16 protein-coding genes are annotated in these 18,577 nt (G+C 67.9%); 4 read left to right on the top strand and 12 right to left on the bottom strand.

Going from position 1 to position 18,577, the window contains the following annotated elements:
• Nucleotides 1-564 precede the first annotated feature (564 nt).
• On the bottom strand, nt 565-3,489 hold the full coding sequence (locus tag PSELUDRAFT_RS06050) for a DNA translocase FtsK (protein WP_304440661.1): 2,925 nt from the start codon (nt 3,487-3,489) through the stop codon (nt 565-567).
• A gap of 225 nt (nt 3,490-3,714) precedes the next feature.
• Complete coding sequence (locus tag PSELUDRAFT_RS06055) at nt 3,715-3,903, bottom strand: Lar family restriction alleviation protein (protein ID WP_088965990.1); 189 nt, start codon at nt 3,901-3,903, stop codon at nt 3,715-3,717.
• Between the two features lie 200 nt (nt 3,904-4,103).
• On the opposite strand from PSELUDRAFT_RS06055, the gene PSELUDRAFT_RS06060 reads away from it, so the two are divergent.
• Nucleotides 4,104-5,714, top strand: a complete 1,611-nt coding sequence (locus tag PSELUDRAFT_RS06060; RefSeq protein WP_088965991.1) for a methyl-accepting chemotaxis protein — start codon at nt 4,104-4,106, stop codon at nt 5,712-5,714.
• Nucleotides 5,715-5,795: 81 nt separating this feature from the next.
• Here PSELUDRAFT_RS06060 and PSELUDRAFT_RS06065 read toward each other — a convergent pair whose 3' ends face one another.
• From PSELUDRAFT_RS06065 to PSELUDRAFT_RS06085, 5 genes are all read right to left on the bottom strand, one after another.
• Nucleotides 5,796-6,299 carry a YgjP-like metallopeptidase domain-containing protein gene (locus PSELUDRAFT_RS06065; RefSeq protein ID WP_088965992.1) on the bottom strand — a complete coding sequence of 168 codons (504 nt, stop codon included), beginning with the start codon at nt 6,297-6,299 and terminating at the stop codon, nt 5,796-5,798.
• A gap of 27 nt (nt 6,300-6,326) precedes the next feature.
• Complete coding sequence (locus PSELUDRAFT_RS06070) at nt 6,327-7,880, bottom strand: sensor domain-containing diguanylate cyclase (protein WP_088965993.1); 1,554 nt, start codon at nt 7,878-7,880, stop codon at nt 6,327-6,329.
• Between the two features lie 171 nt (nt 7,881-8,051).
• Entirely contained in the window at nt 8,052-9,059 is a 1,008-nt protein-coding gene (locus PSELUDRAFT_RS06075) for a class I SAM-dependent rRNA methyltransferase (RefSeq protein WP_088965994.1), read from the bottom strand.
• A 107-nt stretch (nt 9,060-9,166) separates the two neighbouring features.
• Nucleotides 9,167-9,517: a DUF1304 domain-containing protein gene (locus tag PSELUDRAFT_RS06080; RefSeq protein WP_088965995.1), complete on the bottom strand. Its 351-nt coding sequence runs from the start codon at nt 9,515-9,517 to the stop codon at nt 9,167-9,169.
• Nucleotides 9,518-9,532: 15 nt separating this feature from the next.
• The gene (locus tag PSELUDRAFT_RS06085) at nt 9,533-9,985 is read right to left on the bottom strand and encodes a thioesterase family protein (protein WP_088965996.1); all 453 of its coding nucleotides are present in this window, start codon (nt 9,983-9,985) and stop codon (nt 9,533-9,535) included.
• 65 nt (nt 9,986-10,050) lie between these two features.
• Here PSELUDRAFT_RS06085 and PSELUDRAFT_RS06090 point away from each other — a divergent pair, with 65 nt between their 5' ends.
• Nucleotides 10,051-10,641, top strand: a complete 591-nt coding sequence (locus PSELUDRAFT_RS06090; RefSeq protein WP_088965997.1) for a TetR/AcrR family transcriptional regulator — start codon at nt 10,051-10,053, stop codon at nt 10,639-10,641.
• Here PSELUDRAFT_RS06090 and PSELUDRAFT_RS06095 read toward each other — a convergent pair.
• The 3 genes from PSELUDRAFT_RS06095 to PSELUDRAFT_RS06105 are packed head-to-tail and all read right to left on the bottom strand — an operon-like array spanning nt 10,626 to nt 12,632.
• The gene (locus PSELUDRAFT_RS06095; RefSeq protein WP_088965998.1) at nt 10,626-11,366 is read right to left on the bottom strand and encodes an ABC transporter substrate-binding protein; all 741 of its coding nucleotides are present in this window, start codon (nt 11,364-11,366) and stop codon (nt 10,626-10,628) included. The genes PSELUDRAFT_RS06090 and PSELUDRAFT_RS06095 overlap by 16 nt on opposite strands.
• Nucleotides 11,367-11,412: 46 nt before the next feature.
• On the bottom strand, nt 11,413-11,964 hold the full coding sequence (locus tag PSELUDRAFT_RS06100) for a YaeQ family protein (protein ID WP_088965999.1): 552 nt from the start codon (nt 11,962-11,964) through the stop codon (nt 11,413-11,415).
• A gap of 59 nt (nt 11,965-12,023) precedes the next feature.
• Entirely contained in the window at nt 12,024-12,632 is a 609-nt protein-coding gene (locus PSELUDRAFT_RS06105) for an FMN-binding negative transcriptional regulator (protein WP_088966000.1), read from the bottom strand.
• Nucleotides 12,633-12,880: 248 nt separating this feature from the next.
• Here PSELUDRAFT_RS06105 and PSELUDRAFT_RS06110 point away from each other — a divergent pair, with 248 nt between their 5' ends.
• Both PSELUDRAFT_RS06110 and PSELUDRAFT_RS06115 read left to right on the top strand, forming a co-directional pair.
• Entirely contained in the window at nt 12,881-13,666 is a 786-nt protein-coding gene (locus PSELUDRAFT_RS06110) for an ABC transporter substrate-binding protein (RefSeq protein ID WP_088966001.1), read from the top strand.
• A gap of 55 nt (nt 13,667-13,721) precedes the next feature.
• Nucleotides 13,722-15,047 (top strand): PLP-dependent aminotransferase family protein, encoded by a 1,326-nt coding sequence (locus PSELUDRAFT_RS06115; RefSeq protein WP_088966002.1) that lies wholly within the window; start codon nt 13,722-13,724, stop codon nt 15,045-15,047.
• Between the two features lie 97 nt (nt 15,048-15,144).
• On the opposite strand, the gene ccoG is transcribed toward PSELUDRAFT_RS06115, so the two are convergent.
• Both ccoG and PSELUDRAFT_RS06125 read right to left on the bottom strand, forming a co-directional pair.
• On the bottom strand, nt 15,145-16,503 hold the full coding sequence (ccoG, locus tag PSELUDRAFT_RS06120) for a cytochrome c oxidase accessory protein CcoG (RefSeq protein WP_088966003.1): 1,359 nt from the start codon (nt 16,501-16,503) through the stop codon (nt 15,145-15,147).
• A gap of 127 nt (nt 16,504-16,630) precedes the next feature.
• On the bottom strand, nt 16,631-18,469 hold the full coding sequence (locus tag PSELUDRAFT_RS06125; protein WP_088966004.1) for a diguanylate cyclase: 1,839 nt from the start codon (nt 18,467-18,469) through the stop codon (nt 16,631-16,633).
• Nucleotides 18,470-18,577: the final 108 nt, after the last annotated feature.

Consider the following 18,577-nt stretch of genomic DNA (forward strand, 5'->3'; position numbering starts at 1 on the left):
GGTTCCGCCCGGCGTACGGGGAGGGGGGCGTGCCGCCGCCCCCCTCCACCCCCGCTCGCCCCTTATGGTCCGCGAAACCCCGTCAAAAACGGCACCCGCAAGGCGCGGCCGAACTCGCCGCGCGCTAACGTCGCGCGGCTCAGACAAAGCGGCCGCTTAAAACCTTGCGGATACCGTTTTTGCCGGCGCTCCCCGTGGGGCAGTTTGGGTGCTACACAACGTTGGCCGCATGTCATGGTTGTGGGTTGATGCGGCCAACCCGCCCTACGAGGTTAGGCACACTAAGCGCCCACCAGGGCAACCTTCCAAAAAATAGAACCGATGTGCCCCAATCCCGTTGGTGCGAGCCGGGGATTGTTAAGGGGGCTGCGGTGGCCCCCTTAACCTGTCCGCCGGGCGGAACCGGCGATTTCAAACATCATCCGCGCAGCGGATACCAAGCCGGTTTGGTTTGTGCAGGCGGCGGAAGGCCCACCTGCATCGGGCTTCTGCCTTACCGTGTACGGTCCAAAAAAATGCCGCCAACCTTGCGGTTGGGCGGCATGTTTGCCTGGCGGGGCGGGCTCAGTAATCCCGCTGCGGTACCAGCACCGTGCGGTTGCCGTTGCTTTCCATCGCCGAAACGATGCCGGCGGCTTCCATGTCCTCGATCAGCCGTGCGGCGCGGTTGTAGCCGATGCGCAACTGGCGCTGCACCGAGGAGATCGATGCCTTGCGGGTGCGCAGCACGATTTCCACCGCCTCGTCGTACAGCGGGTCGGCCTCGCTGCCGGCGGCCGCCTTGCCCTTGGCTTCCAGCTGTTCCTCGTCGGCCACCGATTCGCCGGTGAGCAGGCCTTCCACGTAGTCCGGCTCGCCCCACTGCTTCAGGTACTCCACCACTGCGTGCACTTCCTCGTCGGTCACGAAGGCGCCGTGTACGCGCTGCGGGTAGCCGGTGCCCGGCGGCAGGAACAGCATGTCGCCCTGGCCCAGCAGGCTTTCGGCGCCCATCTGGTCGAGGATGGTGCGGCTGTCGATCTTGCTGGATACCTGGAACGCCACGCGGGTGGGGATGTTGGCCTTGATCAGGCCGGTGATCACGTCCACCGACGGCCGCTGGGTGGCCAGGATCAGGTGGATGCCGGCGGCGCGTGCCTTCTGCGCCAGGCGCGCGATCAGTTCCTCGATCTTCTTGCCGGCCACCATCATCAGGTCGGCGAACTCATCCACCACCACTACGATGAAGGGCAGCGTGGTCAGTGGTTCCGGCGTTTCCGGCGTCAGCGTGAACGGGTTGGTCAGGCGCAGGCCGGCGGCTTCGGCGGCGCGCACCTTGTCGTTGTAGCCGGCGATGTTGCGCACGCCGAGGTGGCTCATCAGCCGGTAGCGCTTTTCCATCTCGCCCACGCACCAGTTCAGCGCGTTGGCGGCCAGCTTCATGTCGGTCACCACCGGTGCCAGCAGGTGCGGGATGTCGTTGTACACCGACAGCTCCAGCATCTTGGGGTCGATCATGATGAAGCGCACTTCGTCCGGCGTGGCCTTGAACAGCAGTGACAGGATCATGGCGTTGACGCCCACCGACTTGCCGGAGCCGGTGGTGCCGGCCACCAGCAGGTGCGGCGCCTTGGCCAGGTCCGTCACCACCGGCGCGCCGGTGATGTCCTGCCCCAGCGCCATGGTGAGCTTGGAGGCGGACTGGGTGAATACGTCGGCGCCGAAGATCTCCGACAGGCGGATCATCTGCCGCTGCGGGTTGGGCAGCTCCAGCCCCATGCAGGTCTTGCCGGGGATGGTTTCCACCACGCGGATGGAGGCCAGGCCCAGCGCGCGCGACAGGTCCTTGCTGAGGTTCACCACCTGGCTGCCGCGCACGCCCACCGCCGGTTCCACCTCGTAGCGGGTGATCACCGGGCCGGCGTAGGCATCCACCACCGCCACTTTTACCTTGAATTCGGCGCAGCGCTCCTCGATCAGGATGCCGCGTTCGATCAGGTAGTCCTCGCTCTGCACCGCCTTGTGCGTCTCCGCCGGGCGCAGCAGCTCCAGCGACGGCAGCGTCACGTCGCCGTACACCACCGGGATGTGGCGCGGCGGCGGCATCAGCGGCAGTTGCTGCGGCGCGGCCTGCCAGCTGCTGTCGTGGCCAAGGTGCGCATCTTCGGTATCGTCTTCGGCATCGCCTTCATCCGGGGCTGCATCGTCGTCCAGCACCTGCCACACCAGGGGGCTGGCGGGGCGCAGTGCTGCCGCTGCCGGCTCGTCGTCGGGCGCAGCGGCGCTGTCGTCATCCAGCACATGCCAGACGATGTCGCCATTGGATGATGGCTGCTGCTGCCAGCTGCTCGGGCGCGGCGCGTCGTCCCACGGCGCTGCTTCTGCCGCAGGGTTGGCCGCAGGCAACGGCGCTGCCGGCGGAGTGGGCGCCGGTACTGCTGGCGGGGCGATTTCCTGCGGCTCACTCACCGGCTGGGCGGCATCCGCCGGGCTGCTGGCGGCCGGGACTTCCGCTGGCGCCGGCACGGCTGGCGGGCTGAAGCGGGCGGCCTGCGGCGTGGCCGGTTTGGCTGTCCAGTTGCCTTGCTGGCGCAGTTGCCACGGCGAGCGGGTGTCGATGCTGATGCTGGCGCCGGGCAGCGGGCTGGCTGGCAGCGGCTGGGCTGCCGCAATGCTGTCTGGCGTGCTTGCGGCCAACGTTGCCGGCGGCAGCTCGGCCTCGGCGGCCGTTTCGTTACTGCCATCCCACGCATCGTGCATGGCGGTGCTGTCGTCCTGCTCTGGCGCGGCCTCGCTGGCTGCGGTGTCGGCCGGCTGCTCGCGCTCCTTGTTGCCAAAGCGCGAGTTGGGGCCGAACAGTGCGCTGGCGGCACGTTCGCGCTCGTCCGGCGGCAGCGGGGTTTCGAAATGCGGCAGCGGGTCCGGCGGGTAGTAGGCGGCCAGGCTGGAAGGTGCCGGCTCGCTGGTGCCCAGCATGGCGTCCGGGGCGCGGTAGCGCTCGCCGTGCAGCTGCTGCAGGCTGGCGCGCACTTCTTCCGGCGCAATCAGCGGCAGGTCGCGCGACGGTTTGCCGCTGCGCGGCTGCGGCAGCTCGCGCGGGCTGCGGCGTTTCAGGTCGCGCTGCAGATTGTGCTGTACCTCCGCCAGCCCGATCACCGGCAGCGGCTCGGCGCTGGGCGGCGGGGCGACGTGCTTGTACTGCGGCAGTTGGCTCGGCAGCTCGCTGATGAGTTCCGGCGCGGGCGGCGGCGCCGGCTGCGGCTTGGGCTGCCGTGGCGGCAGGGTGATGATTTCCGGCTGCGGCGTGTCGGCAGCGGGTGTGGCTACCGGCGCCGGCGGCAACTCGTCCAGCACTTCGCTGACCAGGTTGCGGCGTGGCTTGGCGGTGGCGGGGGGCGCCGTGTCGTCGCTGGCGGCGGGCGCGGGCTCGTTCACGCCGTCGCCCTCCTCCATGCTCAGGGTGTCGCGCACACGCTGACCCAGCGTGTGCAGCATTTTGAACAGCTCCATGCCTGTGTTCGCTTGCAAAACAGGCCGCGCGGGCGGCCTGTCGGGGTTGTCCGGGTTAGCCGGGGGCCGGGTGGAAAGATCGCGCTTTGAGTCTGCTTGCGATCTGCTGCGCCTTGGCGATACGGCGTTGAATTCGACTCGGAGATGCGCATTGACTTCATGTCACTGCGCGCCCCTCCGTTTTTGCCTTGCCTCACCTTGGTTCGCGAGATCGTAAATAGGTTCTCAGCGCAGCTTGTTCCAGCCGGCGATGGCCTCTTTCTTGTTGTCGGCCTGCGGGCCGATGGCACTGCAGTTACCCTGGCCGGCGTAGCGCGTGCATTGCACCCAGAAGCGACGCGAGCCTGCCTTGACCAGTTCGGCGGGCGAGCCGCACTTGAAGCAGGGTTGCGGGGTGGTGTTGCTGTCGCTCATGGCGAGTCTCCAGGGTGGCAAGGCCCAGATGATACCGCAAAGCCGTGCCGGGGTTGGCGCGTGCCGGGCATGGCATCAAATTGTCACGCAGGCGGCGTACCCTTCGCCCTCCGGCTTGACGAGCCCGGTGGCGTGGCCGATACCGGAGACTACGGCGGCATGCGCCAGAAACAACAATTAGCCCCACGGAAACATCCCCCATGAAACTCTCCACCCGTTTGCTGATCCTGATCGGCGCCAGCCTGATCGGGCTGTTGCTGCTGGGCGGCTTTGCCTTGCAGACCATCCGCAGCACGCTGATCCATGAAAAAGAACTGCAGATCACCCAGCTGCTGAAAGTGGCCGAGCACGTGGTGGCCGAGGCAGCCAAGCAGGCCGAGGCCGGCAAGCTGTCCGAAGCCGATGCCAAGCAGCAGGCGCTGCGCACGCTGGGCCTGATCCGCAACGACGATGTGTATTTCTTCGCCCGCGACAGCGGCAGCGTGATGCTGCTGCACCCCAAGGCATCGCGCATCGGCAAGGTGGACGACGGCGGCAAGATGGCGGATGGCCGCACTTCGGTGCAGGTGTACGACGCGGCGTTGCAACAGCAGCACTACGGGCTGGTGTACGTGCCCGCGGCCCGGCCCGGCAGCAGCGAGGAGATCACCAAGCTCAACGGCGTGGTGCGGGTGCAGCCCTGGGGCTGGGTGATCGGCACCGGCTTCTTCGTCGATGACATCGATACCGTGTTCTGGCGCGAGGCCAGCTTCATGCTGGTGCTGATCGTGCTGGGCGTGCTGCTGGTGGGCGTGCTGGCCCACTTCATGGCGCGCAGCATCCTGCGCTCGCTGGGGGGCGACCCGACCTATGCCGCGCAAGTGGTTGGCCGCATCGCCGAGGGCGACCTGACCCATGTCATCGAAGTGCGCGGGCCGGCGGACAGCGTGCTGGGCAGCATGCAGCAGATGCAGAGCGGGCTGGCGCGCATCATCGAGCAGATCCGCGACGGCAGCCACCGCATTGCCGATGCCGGCGAGGCGCTGAAGGGCCAGATGTCGCACCTGCGGTCGGTGTCGCACAATGCCAGCGAGTCCACCTCGTCGGCGGCGGCGGCCATCGAGCAGCTGTCGGTGAGCATCGACCACGTTACCGCCAGCGCGCGGGAAACCGAGCAGGATGCGCAGCGCACCGCCGAGGAAGCGGCCAGCGGCGCCGGGCTCACCGGCCAGGCCATGGGCAGCATCCAGCAGATTTCCGGCCAGGTGGGCGAGGTGAACGGCCTGGTGGCGTCGCTGTCGGAGCGCACGCGCAATATCAGCGGTATTGCCGAAACCATCCGCGAGATCGCCAACCAGACCAATCTGCTGGCGCTGAATGCGGCGATCGAGGCGGCGCGCGCCGGCGAGACCGGCCGCGGTTTCGCGGTGGTGGCGGACGAGGTACGCAAGCTGGCCGAGCGCACCGCGCTGGCCACCGACGAGATCGCCAGCATCGTGCAGGCGGTGGTGGCGGAAACCGGCAGCGTGTCCGAGCGGGTGCAGGCGATTGCGCCGTCGGTGGCGGGCGGCGTGGAGCAGGTGCAGGAGGCGTCGCAGGCGCTGGGCAGCATCAACGAGCGCGCGCATACCTCGCTGCAGCATATCCGAGCAGTGGCGCAGGCGATGTCGGAGCAGAGCAAGGCCGGCACCAGCATTGCCGGCAGTGTGGAACAGGTGGCGGCGGTGGTGGAGGATGCGCTGTCCGCCGCCGACAGTGCCGTGGTGCAGGTGGAGGACATCTATGGCCGCGCCGAGGCGCTGCGCCTGGCGGTGAACCGCTTCCGCACCTGACAGGGTTGGCCGCAAGGCCGCCTCCGGCAGGCTGCTGCCAACACACCCGCCCGGCGTTGCCGGGCTTTTTCACGCCCGCGCTCAGTCGGGGGCGGCCTCCTGCTCGCGCGCCAGCAGCCACAGCCGCAGGTCGAGTTCCAGCTGGTGGTAGTGCGGCTCCATGTGGCAGCACAGCTGGTAGAAGGCCTTGTCGTGGTCTTTGACCTTGAGGTGGGCCAGCTCGTGCACCACGATCATGCGTAACAGCGGCGGCGGGGCATCGCGGAACAGCGTGGCGATGCGGATCTCGTTCTTGCTCTTGAGCTTGCCGCCCTGCACCCGCGACACGAAGGCGTTGCTGCCCAGCGTGCCCTTTACCGGGTGCAGCTTGTTGTCGTACTGCACGCGCGCCAGCGCCGGGGTGTTTTTCAGGTAGCGCTGCTTGAGCTCGCTGACGTAGTCGTACAGCGCGCGGTCGGTCTGGATGTCGTGGCGTTCCGGGTAGCGGCGGGCCAGCCAGCTGCCCAGCTGGCCGCTGTCCAGCAGGGCGGCCACCTGTTGCAGAATGGCTTCCGGGTAGCCGGCGAGGTATTTGATCTGGAGCATGCGCGCATTGTAGCGCGCGGCAGGCGCTCAGGCTTCCGCCTGCAGGCAGCAGTTGCGCCCGGCGCGCTTGGCGGCGTACAGCGCCTGGTCGGCGCGGGCGAGCAGGATGTCGATATTGTCCTGCGGCGACTGCATGTCGGCCACGCCGATGCTGACGGTGAGCTGGATCAGCCGCTCGTGCCAGCTCAGCTCCAGCCGCGATATCGCCTCGCGCAGGCGGTTGGCCAGGCGCAGCGCGTTGGTGCTGTCTTCCTGCGGCAGCAGGATGCAGAACTCCTCGCCGCCCCAGCGCGCGATCTGGTCGGTGTCGCGCAGCTGCTGACGCAGGAGTTGCGCGATCTCGCACAGCACGTAGTCGCCGGCGGCATGGCCCAGGCCGTCGTTGATCAGCTTGAAGTGGTCCAGGTCCAGCATCAGCACGCTGAAGCGGCTCTGGTAGCGCTGCAGCAGCTGCAGCGCCGTCTGGCAGCGCTCCAGGAAGGCGCGGCGGTTGGCCAGGCCGGTGAGCGGGTCGATGCTGGCCTGGCGCGCCAGTTCCGCCTCGGCCGCCTGGCGCGCCAGTTCCAGGTCGCGTACGTGCAGCAGCGAGCCTATGGTGTCGGCCAGGGTGGACAGCTGCGCCACCAGTTCGTGCTCGTAGCCGCCGGGGCGGTCGGCCAGCACCATCAGGCCTTTCACCGTGCCGTGGCAGAAGCAGGGAATCGCCAGCAGCGAGGTCAGCTCGGCCAGCCGGCTGTCGTCCTCGGCGAACAGCCGCGGCTGGTTGATCACCAGCGGCTCGCCGTCGCTCAGTGCCGACGCCAGGATGTGGTCGAAGCCATACAACCGGTAGCTGCCCTCGTGCTTGTGCAGCAGCGGCAGCAGCCAGGCCATGGCGATGGGGTCGTTCTGCGCCAGGCCGAGGATGTCCAGGTACAGGTTGCCTTCCGGGTCCAGCTGACAGCTGGCGATGAAGCCGAGCTTGCTGCCGCTGCTTTCCAGCAAGGGTGAAAGAATGGTCTGGCTGGCCGGCTCCATATTGCGGTCGAGCAGAAAGCCGGCCTGCGCCCGGTTGACGCTGAGCAGCCGTTCGCACTGCCGTTCCACCGCCTGCAGCGCCATGCGCCGGCGCAGCAGATCGCTGACGGTATCGGCCAGCAGTTGCAGCTGTTGTTGCTGCTCCTGGCCGAACTGCCGTGGCTGTTCATCCACTACGCACAGTGTTCCGATGACGTACTGCCCTTCCAGCCGCAGCGGCGCGCCGGCGTAGAAGCGCATGCCCTGCTCGGCTACCAGCGGGTTGTCGGCAAAGCGCTCGTCCTGCAGCGCGTCTTCCACCACCAGCAGGCTGCCATCGGCGACCACGTGGCCGCAGAAGGAAACATCGCGCGGGGTTTCGCACAGCGTGGTGCCATGCCGTGCCTTGAACCACTGGCGATGGCTGTCCACCAGGCTGAGCATGGCGGTAGGCATGGCAAATACCGCGGCCGCCAGGGAAACGGCGCGGTCCAGATCCGCCTCCGGCGGGGTATCCAGCAAGGCGGCACGATGCAGTATGGCGAGTCTGGCCTGCTCGCCGGCAGGCATTGGGGGTGCTTGCATGCAAATTCTCCGGGTACCTTTCTCAGTGTAGGAAATCCCCGCGGAATCATGAAGCTGGCTGTATAAACAGCTGTGTGTGTTTTTATCGAACCTGTGGTGTGGCCAGGCTGGCCGGAAAAAGCACAAGGCCCGGCATGGCCGGGCCTTGTCACGCGGTGGATGCGGCTACGCTCACACGTGCAGCAGCACCATCTTCAGCGGCGGCTGGCCGTCAAAGCTGGGGAAGTCGCCTTCCGGCTCGATCCACTCGTGGCTGTGCACCGGGCGGCCGGCCTTCTCGGCGCTGCGCAGCAGCTGCGCCAGCCAGGTGTCGCGGTCCACTTGTGCCACGTTGTTGCAGCAGATCAGCACGCCGCCGGGCGCGGTGCTCAGCAGCGCCGGCTTGAGCAGCGCCGGGTAGTCGTTGATCAGATCCACCACGCCGAACGGGCTCTTGGCGTAGCGCGGCGGGTCGAGGAACACCAGGTCGAACTGGCGCGGCTCCAGCGCCGGGAACGGGGGCATTTTCTTGCCGCGCACCATTTTCGGCTGGCCGATGCCGGACAGCTGGCGCATGGCGGCGAAGCAGTCGCTCTGCACGCAGCGCGGGCGGGTAGTCAGCGCGTTGAGCTTGGCGTTGGCGCGCGCTACCTGCAGGCTGGATTCGGCGAAGTCCACGTTCATCACGAAGCTGGCGCCGGCCTTGGCGGCGGCCACACCCACGCCACCGGTGTAGGCGAACAGGTTGAGCACGCTCTTGCCTGCGGCCAGTTCCATCACGCGGCGGCGGCCGGCGCGCAGGTCGAGGAACAGCCACGGGTCCTGGCCCTGGTGGCGGGCCTGGAAGTGGTAGTTCACCCCCAGTTCGCTGATCAGGCGCGGCAGCTGTGCCTGCTCCAGTTCGTCCGCCGGCAGCGGGTTGCCGATGCGCGAATTGGCTTCGCTGCGGTCGTTGTATACCGGGTGCAGATTCAGCGGTGCGTAGTGCGCCACGATGGCGGCGTACTCGTCGTCGCTCAGCGGGTGGTGGAAGGTCTGCAGCAGCAGCACATCGCCGTAGCGGTCGATGGACAGGCCGGGGCGGCCTTCGGCGCTGCCGTGGAACAGGCGGTAGGCATTGGTGTGCTCTTCCGCCAGGCGGGGAGTCAGCTCGGCACGGCGCGCGTCGGCGGCCTGCAGCAGTTCGGTCAGGGTGGACATGGTTCTCGCTCGAAAAAGGGCGGCCGGTAGCAAAGGCTCCGGCCGGATGTGCCCATTGTACGCCTTTGCCGCGCCCCCTGCCCGCCGCGCTGCGGCCAACCTTGCGGCTACAGCTGCAGCAGCGCCAGCGCAATGGCGGCCGGCAGCGCCTGCACGTACAGGATCTTGCGGCTGGCGGTGGCGGCGCCGAACACGCCGGCCAGCAGCACGCAGCCCAGGAAGAACGGCGCGATGCCGGCCGGGCTGCCAGGCAGCAGGCTCCACAGCAGGCCGGCGGCCAGGAAGCCGTTGTACAGCCCCTGGTTGGCCGCAAGCACGCGGGTGTCGGCGGCCAGCTGCGGCGTCAGGCCAAAGGCACGCCGGCCGGCCGGGCGCGTCCACAGCAGCATTTCCAGCACCAGGATGTAGACATGGATCAGCGCCACTACGGCGATGGCGATACGGGCGGCAAGCGGCATGGCAAGGCTCCGGGTTTATTTGTAGGTGGGCAGCGGCAGGGCGATGAAGTCGGCGCTGTGGCCGAGTTCGGCCAGCAGCGGCTGCAGCTCGCCCGGCGGCGGGATCAGCTTGCGCGCCGTGAGGCTCATCCAGGCGCCGGTGACTTCGTGGATGGCGGCCAGCTGGCCGTCCGGCTTGTACAGCTCGTGGCGGAAGGTCCAGCGGCCGTTGTCCGGGCTGGCGGCGGCCAGGCTCAGGCGGATGGTGATACGCTCGCCCAGGTGCACTTCGCGGCGGTACTCGGTGCTTTCGCGGAACAGCACCGGGCCAAAGCCCAGGCGCTGGAAGGCCTCCGGGCCGAAGCCGGCATCCTGCAGCCATTCGATGCGGCTGTGCGCGCACAGGTCGGCATAGGCGCTGTGGCGCAGGTGGCGGTTGGCGTCGATGTCCGCCCAGCGGATTTCCACGGTTTTGCTGAAAACGCTCATGATGGGGCTTTCAAAAAAGAACGATCGTGCTATTTTGCACGTAAACCCAGGCAAGGCAAGTAGTGATGAGTAAAAAGTCAGTCACGCGGGAGACCATCCTGCAACAGGCCGTGGCATTGGCCAGCGCCAGCGGTATTGCCGCGTTGACCATAGGCGAGCTGGCATCGGCCAGCGGCATGTCGAAAAGCGGGCTGTTCGCGCACTTCGGCAGCAAGGAGGCGCTGCAGCTGGCGGTGGTGGAGGCGGCGCAGGCGCAGTTCGTCGAGGAGACGCTCAAGCCGGTGCTGCAACTGCCGCGCGGCCTGCCGCGGCTGAGCGCGCTGTTCGACGCCTGGGTGGGGCGGCTGGAAGCCGGCCGCTACCCGGGCGGCTGCCCGCTGCTGGCGGCCTGCTACGAGTTCGACGATCAGCCCGGCGTGGTGCGCGATGCGCTGATGGCCGGCCAGGCCAGGCTGCGCGAGGCGCTGCAGCGCATGCTGCAGGACGCCTGCGAGCAGGGCGAGCTGCCGGCGGGCAGCGACCCGGCGCTACTGGCCTTCATGCTGTTCGGCCTGGTGCAGAGCGCGCATCACGACCGCCAGCTGCTGGGCCGCAATGACGCCGAGCAGCTGGCGCGGCGCGGCTTTGCGCTGCTGACGGCTCAGGGCAGCGCCTGACGTGCGCGTGCTGCCGCCACTTCGGCATCGAACTGCTGCAGGATGCGCTGCATGCTGTGGTCGCGCTGCATGTCGCGCAGCACGGCGGTCAGCCCGGGTAGCAGTGCGGCGCGGCGCTTGTTGAGGTAGTGGTATAGCGGCTCGCTGCTCAGCGGCGGTTCCAGCGCGTGCAGCGGCCCCTGGTGCAGGCGGTCGATCAGCAGCCAGGAATCCTGGCTGAGAATGGCCATGTCGCAGCGGCCGGCACGCAGCATGGAGAACAGCTGCTGCTCGCTGTGGGTGATTTCGCGCTGCATGCCCTCGGTGTGCTGCAGCACGATGCGGATGCCGCTGCGCACGCACAGCCGGTAGTTCTGCAGGCTCTGCCAGCCATGCACCGGGTAGTTGGCCCCGGTGGTGAAGGCCTGCATCCGCACCTCCAGCAGCGGCACCGGCACGCGCACCAGGTTGGGGTAGTCCTGTTCGAGGCCGGCGATGCGCATCACCTCGCCGTCGGTGCCACCGCTGTTGGAGTAGCGCAGCGAGCGCTCGACCGGCAGCGCTACGCTGCTCAGGCGGATGCCCAGCCGGCGGTACGCCTCCTGCAGGATGCGGTAGGTGACATCGGACAGCGGCTCCCCGGAGATGCGCGACAGTACTATGGCATCGGGGTTGGCCGCATGGGCTGGCAGGCTGACCAGCAGTGCCGGCAGCAGGCACAGGCAGGGTAGGAATCGGCTGAGCATGCTATGTGATAGCACGTCAGCCGGCGGGCGCCAGTAAGCGTGCCGCTCAGCGGTTGTCGCCGCCGTACAGCCGCTGCGGCGTCAGGCTGGCGCTGCCCTGCTCGCTACTCAGCCACAGCGTGCCGTCCTGGATGGTGGCGGTCAGCTGCATGCTGCGCTGGCACAGCGCGGCCAGTTCCGCCAGTGCCTCGACCGGCACGCTCATGATGTTCAGGTGCTCGAAGCGGCCCACCTTGCCGGCCATGCCCGGCCACCACACCTCGGCCGAGCGGCCGCCGTAGCTGTACACCCACACGTTGTCGGCGCGGCTGCAGATCTGGCGCATGCGTTTTTCGTCCGGCTCGCCCAGCTCGATCCACTGCTCTACTTCTTCGGCGTAATTCTTGCGCCACAGGTCCGGCTCGTCGTCGGCGCTGATGCCCTTGCTGAAGTGCAGCCGTTCGTCGGCATGCAGTGCGAACACCGCGATGCGCAGCATCATGCGCTCGATGGTTTCCGACGGGTGCTGTGCCAGCGTCAGGTTGTGGCTGGCGTAGTAGCCGCGATCCATGTCGGAAATGGCGAGGTCGGCTTTGTAGATGGTGGCTTTCAGGGCCATGGCTGGCTTTCGTGCTGGGCTTGTCGAGGCCGGCAGTATAGACCTCCGGCCCCGCTGCGTCAGCGCGCGGCTACCGCCAGCATGCGTGCGGCCAACTGTTGCTGCTGCGGGCTGCCGGCCTGCAGCGCCTCTACCGCGCCGGCCACGTCCTGCGGTGTGCGGTTCTGGCTGAGCTTTTCCTTCACTTCCCAGCGTGCCACCCGCAGGCGGAAACCGACGATGGCGCGCTGCATGGCAGTCAGCGCCTTTTCCGGCACCGCGTCCATGCTCCAGCCATCCGCACCTTCGAAGCGCGCGGCCAGCAGCTGCAGCAGGACAGACAGCCCGGCACCGTCCACCACGCTGGCCTGGCCGTGGGCATGGGCGACGCGGTAGTTCCAGGTGGGCACCATATTGGGGCTGCTGTACCAGCGCGGCGAGATGTAGTCGTGCTCGCCGTGGAAGATAGCCACGCTGGGCGCCTGCAGCACGGCCTGGCTGTGGCCGTTGGCGGCGGCCAGGTGGCCCAGCAGGCAGTCCGGGTCGGCAGGGTCCGGCAGTAGCACCAGGTGGCTGATCCACGGCGTGCCCTCGTGCTGGGTGATCAGGGTGGCGAACGGAAACTCGCTGGCAAGTGTGCGGCCAACGTTGGCCGCAGCGACGAAAGACGGGGGCTGGTAGAAGGGCATGGCAGGCTCCGGTAGATAACGCTGCCGTGATGCTGCCGGCAAAGTGGCCCCGTCGCCAGTGCCACTTCCTGTTAAGGCCAGGGGGCCAGTTCCCGCGTGGTCGTGTGGCGTCGGCTTTTCTATCCTCAAACCAGTAGGCGGGCAGGACGATGCAGGGGACTACCTGTCCTGTTGGGCTTTGTTTTTAGTGCGCGCTCCGGTTTACGCTCGCGCTTATAAAAACAAGGTAGTCACGAAGGAAGATAACGATGTGGCGCACTATCGCGCTGGTGTGGCTTGGCCTGTTGCCGTGCCTGGGGCAGGCGGCGGAGCCACCGCTCAGCGTGCATTTTTCCAATTCGGAGTATGCCCCGCTGATAGGCGAGAAGCTGCGCTACGGCGGCGTGCTGACGCGGCTGGTCACCGAGGTGTTCCGCCGCGGCAATGTTACCGTGCGCTACAGCTGGTACCCGAACAACCGCGCCATCCAGCTGGCGCGCATCGGCGACGTGGACGGCAGCGTGGGCTGGACGCCGAACGAGGATCGCCGCCGCGACCTGCTGTTCACCGACGAGGTGCTGCCGTTCCGCATGGTGCTGTTCCAGCGCCGCGGCGAACGCTACCCCTGGCACACGCTGGCCGACCTGTCGCGCTACCGTTTCGGCATCACCGTCGGCAATTTCTACTCCGACACCTTTACCCGGCTGCAGGAAAAGGGTGTGCTGAAGGTAGACACCGCCGGTGACGATGTCAGCAATCTGCGCAAGCTGGCCGCCGGGCGCATCGACCTGTTCCCGATGGAAAGCGAGGCCGGCATGCTCACCACCCTGCTGCACCTGGAGCCGGGCGACGCCACGCGCATCGTGCCGCAGGACCGCGCCTACTGGAGCACGCCGCTGTGCGTGGCCATCTCGCGCAAGACGCCGCACGCGGCGGAGCTGGTGGCGCGTTTCAACCGCGAGCTGAAGAAACTGCGCGACAGCGGCGGCTTCGACAGCCTGCTCAGCGGCACCCGCGCCGAGGTCTATGCGGCGCTGGAACATCACGAACGCTGATTTGCCACGGCGCTGCCGCACGGCATAATCGCCCTTTTCCGCGCAGGGGCGCAGCGTGAGCAAATACGGTCAACTGGTGCAGGGCATCATCCACGCCATCGAACGCGGCGACTACCGCCGCGGCGATGCGCTGCCTTCACTGCGCCAGCTGGTGCAGCAGCATGCCGTCAGCCTCAACACCGCGCGCCGCGCTTACTACGAGCTGGAGCGGCTGGGCTATGCCGAGGCGCAGCCGCGCCGCGGCTACGTGGTGGCTGCCGGCGCCAGTGCCGCCGGCGACAGCCTGATTGCCCCGCTGGGCGCACCGTTTCCCCACCCTGCCCTGTACGACACCCGCGCGCTGAGCCATGCCTTTGTTGCCGCCATGCGCCACTACCACGAGGCGCTGGCGGAGCCGGCGCTGGCCGGGCTGCCGGCGTTGCGTCGCCAGCTGGCGCGCGAAGCGGCGACGGAAGGCTGGGAGCTGCACGCCGACGAAGTGCTGATCACCTGCGGCGGCATGGAGGCATTGTCACTGGCGATTGCCGCCGTCACCCACGGTGTGGCGCGGCCAACCCTGGCGGTGCTGCTGCCGGCCTTCCCCGGCCTGCTGGGCTGGCTGGCCGAACACGGCGTGCGCCTGCTGCCGTTGCAACTGGCGGCGGATGGCTCGCTGGATACCACCGCGCTGGAGGCGGCGCTGGCGCGCGGCGAGCTGCAGGGCATCGCGCTGATGTCGGCGTTTGCCCACCCGCATGGCCGCAGCCTGCCACCGGCCACCCGGCAGCAACTGCTGGCGTTGGCCGCGCGCTACGACGTGGCGCTGATCGAGGACGACGCCTACCGCCAACTGGGCTTCGACGAAGCCGTACCGCTGCCGCTGCGCGCCGCCGACGACAGCGGCCGGGTGCTGCTGTGCGGCACTTTTTCCAAATCGCTGGCGCCGGGTTACCGCGTGGGCTGGCTGCTGCCGGGGCGCTATGCCGAACTGGCGCGGCGCTTGAAGCTGGCGCAGACCCTGGCCAGCCCGCTGCCCAACCAGCTGGCGTTGGCCGAATTGCTGACCGGCGGCCGCCACCTGCCCGGCCTGCGTCGCCTGCGCCAGCAACTGGCCGGCCGGGTGCGCGCGCTGGAGTCGGCACTGCGGCCCATCCTGCCTGCCGGCTGCGTACTGCCGCCAGCCGAGGGCGGCTATTTCGTGTGGCTGGAAAACCTGCCGGCGGACTGCGAACTGCTGGCGGCCGAGGCGCAGCAGCATGGCATCCAGCTGGCGGCGGGCACGCTGTGCCAGCCGGGCGAGGCCGGCCGCCATGCACTGCGGCTCAATGCCAGCTACTTCGATGCCGCCAGCCAGCAGCCGGCACTGGACTGGCTGGCGCGCGCCTGGCGGCGTAGCGGTTGAACCGGCTTTGGCGCGTATTCACGCTCTCGCGAGCCAGGGCGATACAAGGTGTTTTTAACGCCGTATCGCCGACGCGCAGCCGATCGTGAACACGCTCTTACGGCATCAGCAGCCGCGCTTCCTCGCTAACCCGTTGCTGCGGGTTGGCCGCATCCTGCAGGGTGAATGTCACCGCATGGCTGCCGCGCGCCAGCTGGTTCGGGTCGGCGGCCACGGTAACGATAAAGCTGCGGTCGCCATCGGCCGGCACCAGCAGCGGTTCCGCCGGCTGCGCCGCCACCACGCCTTCGCCATTCACCGCCAGCCGGTACTGCCGCGCTTGCGGCAGGGTGTTGAAGATGCGCACGGTATAGGCGTTCTCAATATTGCCGTCCGGCGTTTCGCGCGCCATCACCGCGCGGTCGCGCAGGATATCGACACGGAACGGCTGGCGCAGCGCCAGGCTGGCCAGCATGGCCACGGTGACCGTGGCGATCAGCCCGCCGTAGACCAGTGCGCGCGGGCGTTGCCACAGCCGCGGCGGCTTGCCGCTGGCCAGCGCATGCTGGGTGGTGAAGCGGATCAGCCCGCGCGGCGCGGCCAGCTTGTCCATTACCGTGTCGCAGGCGTCGGCGCACAGGCCACAGCCGATGCACTCGTATTGCAGCCCGGCGCGGATGTCGATGCCGGTGGGACACACTTGCACGCACAGGCCGCAGTCCACGCAGTCGCCTTGCGCTGCGGCGGTGGCGGCTTCCTTGCGCCGGGCGCCGCGCGGCTCGCCGCGGGCCTGGTCATAGGCCACCAGCAAGGTGTGGTCGTCGAACATGGCGCCCTGGAAGCGGGCGTACGGGCACATGTGCTTGCAGACCTGCTCGCGCAGGTGGCCGGCCAGCAGCCAGGTAAAGGCGGCATAGCCCAGCGCGAACATGGCTTCCCATGGGCCGATATGGCCGGCGCCAAGGTTGGCCGCAAGCTCGCGCATCGGGGTGAAATAGCCCACCAGGGTCAGGCCGGTCCACAGCGAGAACAGCAGCAGCAGTGTTTGCGTGCTGCCCTTCTTCAGCAGTTTCTCCGCGCCCCACGGTGCGGCATCAAGCCGGCGGCGGGCATTGGGCGGGCCTTCCACCCAGCGCTCCAGCCACAGCATGATCTGGCTGTACACCGTTTGCGGGCAGGAAAAGCCGCACCACAGCCGCCCGGCCAGCATGGTCCACAGGAACAGCCCCAGCGCGGCAATGATCAGGCTGCCGGCCAGGTAGATCAGGTCCTGCGGCAGCAGCGTCAGGCCGAACAGGTAGCCGCGCATGCTGGCGAAGTCGTAGCGCACCGCCTGGCGGCCGCCCCACTGCAGCCACGGCAGGCCGAAGTAGATCAGCTGGGTAATCAGCACGAAGGCGATGCGCCAGTTGTTGAAACGCCCGCCGGTAAGCCGCGGGTAGACCTTGCTGGAAACGAAATGGATGGGAATGGCCATGATCTGCGCCCGATGAGTTGTACGCGCCGAGCTTAGGCAGCGTCCAGGGGGGCAGACAGGCACAGATGGCGGCTATCGGGCGGACACAGCGCCGGCTTGCGGCCAACGTTTGCGCCAGCGCAAACGGCTAGCCGGTGCGCACCCGGTTGCGGCCTTCCTGCTTGGCCAGGTACAGCGCCGCGTCGGCGCGCGCCATCATCGGCGTGGCGGTGGCATCGCCCGGGTATAGCTCGCTGATGCCGATGCTGACGGTGAACTGCACCGGCATGCCGCCCAGCGGGTTGGGCAGCTGCAGCGCGGCCACCGCCTCGCGTACCCGTTCCATGACCTGGCTGGCGCTGTAGCGGTCGGTGTCCGGTAGCAGGATGGCGAATTCCTCGCCGCCGAGCCGGCCGCAGACATCCTCCAGCCGTACCGTGGTCTGGCAGCAGGCGGCGAAGCGGCGCAGCACTTCGTCGCCAAACGGGTGGCCGTAGCGGTCGTTGACCTGCTTGAAGTGGTCCAGGTCGAGCATGGCCAGTGTCAGCGGGCGATCCCAGCGCTGGCTGCGGGCGATTTCCTCGCTGGTGCGCTGCATGAACTGGCGGCGGTTGTACAGGCCGGTCAGCTCGTCGGTGTTGGCCAGCCGTTGCAGCTCGGCCTGCAGCAGCTTGGCGTCGCTGATATCGTGCTTGATCGCCACCGTGTACTGTACGCGGCCTTCCGGCGACAGCACCGGCGCTACCGAGATGGTTTCGTGGTACGGGTGGCCGTCGCGGTGCTTGCTGGCCAGCTCGCCGCGCCAGGTATCGCCGGAGATCAGCGTTTCCACCATGGTGTTTTTCAGGTCCGGATGCTCGGCCAGCAGCAGCTCGGCCAGCTGGATTTTGCCCTGCACGTCGGCATTGCCAAGGCCGGTGAGGCGCTCGAACGCCGGGTTGACGTACTCCACCGCGCCTTCGGCATTGGCGATCACGATGGCCTCGGCGGCGTGGTCGACGGCAATGCTGCGGATGGCCAGTTTTTCCAGCTTGCGGCTGCCCTGCTGGTAGCGCGTCACACAGTAGGCAGCCAGGGCGCTGACCAGCAGCCAGGCCAGCAGCGACAGCCAGGCGCGAAGCTGCCAGCCCTGCAGCAGCGTGTCCTTGTCCAGCCCCACGGTGACCAGCAGCGGCAGGCGGTCGATCTTGCGCACCGAGTACAGCCGGCTGCGGCCATCCAGTGGCGAGCGGCGCTCGTAGCTGGCTTCGCTGTCGCTGCGGGCCAGCATGGCCCGCGCCTCGCGGTCGTCCACTGCCTGGGCGGCGTCACCCGACAGCATGGGCATGCGCGCCAGCAGCTGCAGGCGGCTGTCGAGAAAGGCCATTTCGTCGTAGCGGCCGCTCACCACCGAGCGATCCAGCAGCTGCTGGAACACGCCGGTGCGGATCACGGTGCCGATCAGGCCGATGACGCGGCCATTGAGCCCGCGCACGCGCTGGGTAGCCACCACCACGTCATCGCCGCTGGCGTTGCGAAAGCGGGTGGAAACAAAACGGTCGTCACGGGTGGGGGCCAGCATCGCCTTGCAGTAGCTGCTTTCGCTGGCATCGAAACCGGGGGAAACCTTGAACGACAGCACCAGCTGGCAGTGGCGGTCCACCAGCATGATGTCGTAAGCCTGCGGCACGCCGCGCATGGCGTGCACCAGCCGCGATTCCAGCGCATTGCGCTGCGGCCCGCTGCTGATGATGAAGTCCTGCTCCTCCAGCTGCTCGGACAGCATGTTCTGCAGCAGCTCCACCTCGCGCAGTTCCTGCTGCATCCATTCGGCAAACAGCATGCTGTCCAGCCGCGCCTGGTTGTAGCCCTGCTCCAGCGTGGCGCGATAGGCGCTGGCCAGCTCGATACTGCCGCCAATGAGCAATAGCAGGCTGATGATGATGCCTGCGGCAAGGACTTTCAGACGCTGGCCGTGAGCGCTGACCAGTTGCGGGGTATCGGGCATGGTTGAATGCAAGGGGCGAGCATGTGGTCATTCTGGCATGAAGCTGTGCTTGCCACATGGCTTGTTACGACAATTGTCAGATGTCGTGATGCTTTATGCCGCAGGGGT

Source organism: Vogesella sp. LIG4 (assembly GCF_900090205.1).
Taxonomy (GTDB): domain Bacteria; phylum Pseudomonadota; class Gammaproteobacteria; order Burkholderiales; family Chromobacteriaceae; genus Vogesella.

Coding starts and splice junctions, on each gene's coding strand:
- PSELUDRAFT_RS06065 (WP_088965992.1), bottom strand. CDS start 6,299: ATGCTCCAGATCAAATACCTCGCCGGCTACCCGGAAGCCATTCTGCAA.
- PSELUDRAFT_RS06110 (WP_088966001.1), top strand. CDS start 12,881: ATGTGGCGCACTATCGCGCTGGTGTGGCTTGGCCTGTTGCCGTGCCTG.
- PSELUDRAFT_RS06070 (WP_088965993.1), bottom strand. CDS start 7,880: ATGCAAGCACCCCCAATGCCTGCCGGCGAGCAGGCCAGACTCGCCATA.
- PSELUDRAFT_RS06105 (WP_088966000.1), bottom strand. CDS start 12,632: ATGCCCTTCTACCAGCCCCCGTCTTTCGTCGCTGCGGCCAACGTTGGC.
- PSELUDRAFT_RS06095 (WP_088965998.1), bottom strand. CDS start 11,366: ATGCTCAGCCGATTCCTACCCTGCCTGTGCCTGCTGCCGGCACTGCTG.
- PSELUDRAFT_RS06125 (WP_088966004.1), bottom strand. CDS start 18,469: ATGCCCGATACCCCGCAACTGGTCAGCGCTCACGGCCAGCGTCTGAAA.
- PSELUDRAFT_RS06090 (WP_088965997.1), top strand. CDS start 10,051: ATGAGTAAAAAGTCAGTCACGCGGGAGACCATCCTGCAACAGGCCGTG.
- PSELUDRAFT_RS06085 (WP_088965996.1), bottom strand. CDS start 9,985: ATGAGCGTTTTCAGCAAAACCGTGGAAATCCGCTGGGCGGACATCGAC.
- PSELUDRAFT_RS06050 (WP_304440661.1), bottom strand. CDS start 3,489: ATGGAGCTGTTCAAAATGCTGCACACGCTGGGTCAGCGTGTGCGCGAC.
- PSELUDRAFT_RS06075 (WP_088965994.1), bottom strand. CDS start 9,059: ATGTCCACCCTGACCGAACTGCTGCAGGCCGCCGACGCGCGCCGTGCC.
- PSELUDRAFT_RS06080 (WP_088965995.1), bottom strand. CDS start 9,517: ATGCCGCTTGCCGCCCGTATCGCCATCGCCGTAGTGGCGCTGATCCAT.
- ccoG (WP_088966003.1), bottom strand. CDS start 16,503: ATGGCCATTCCCATCCATTTCGTTTCCAGCAAGGTCTACCCGCGGCTT.
- PSELUDRAFT_RS06055 (WP_088965990.1), bottom strand. CDS start 3,903: ATGAGCGACAGCAACACCACCCCGCAACCCTGCTTCAAGTGCGGCTCG.
- PSELUDRAFT_RS06100 (WP_088965999.1), bottom strand. CDS start 11,964: ATGGCCCTGAAAGCCACCATCTACAAAGCCGACCTCGCCATTTCCGAC.
- PSELUDRAFT_RS06060 (WP_088965991.1), top strand. CDS start 4,104: ATGAAACTCTCCACCCGTTTGCTGATCCTGATCGGCGCCAGCCTGATC.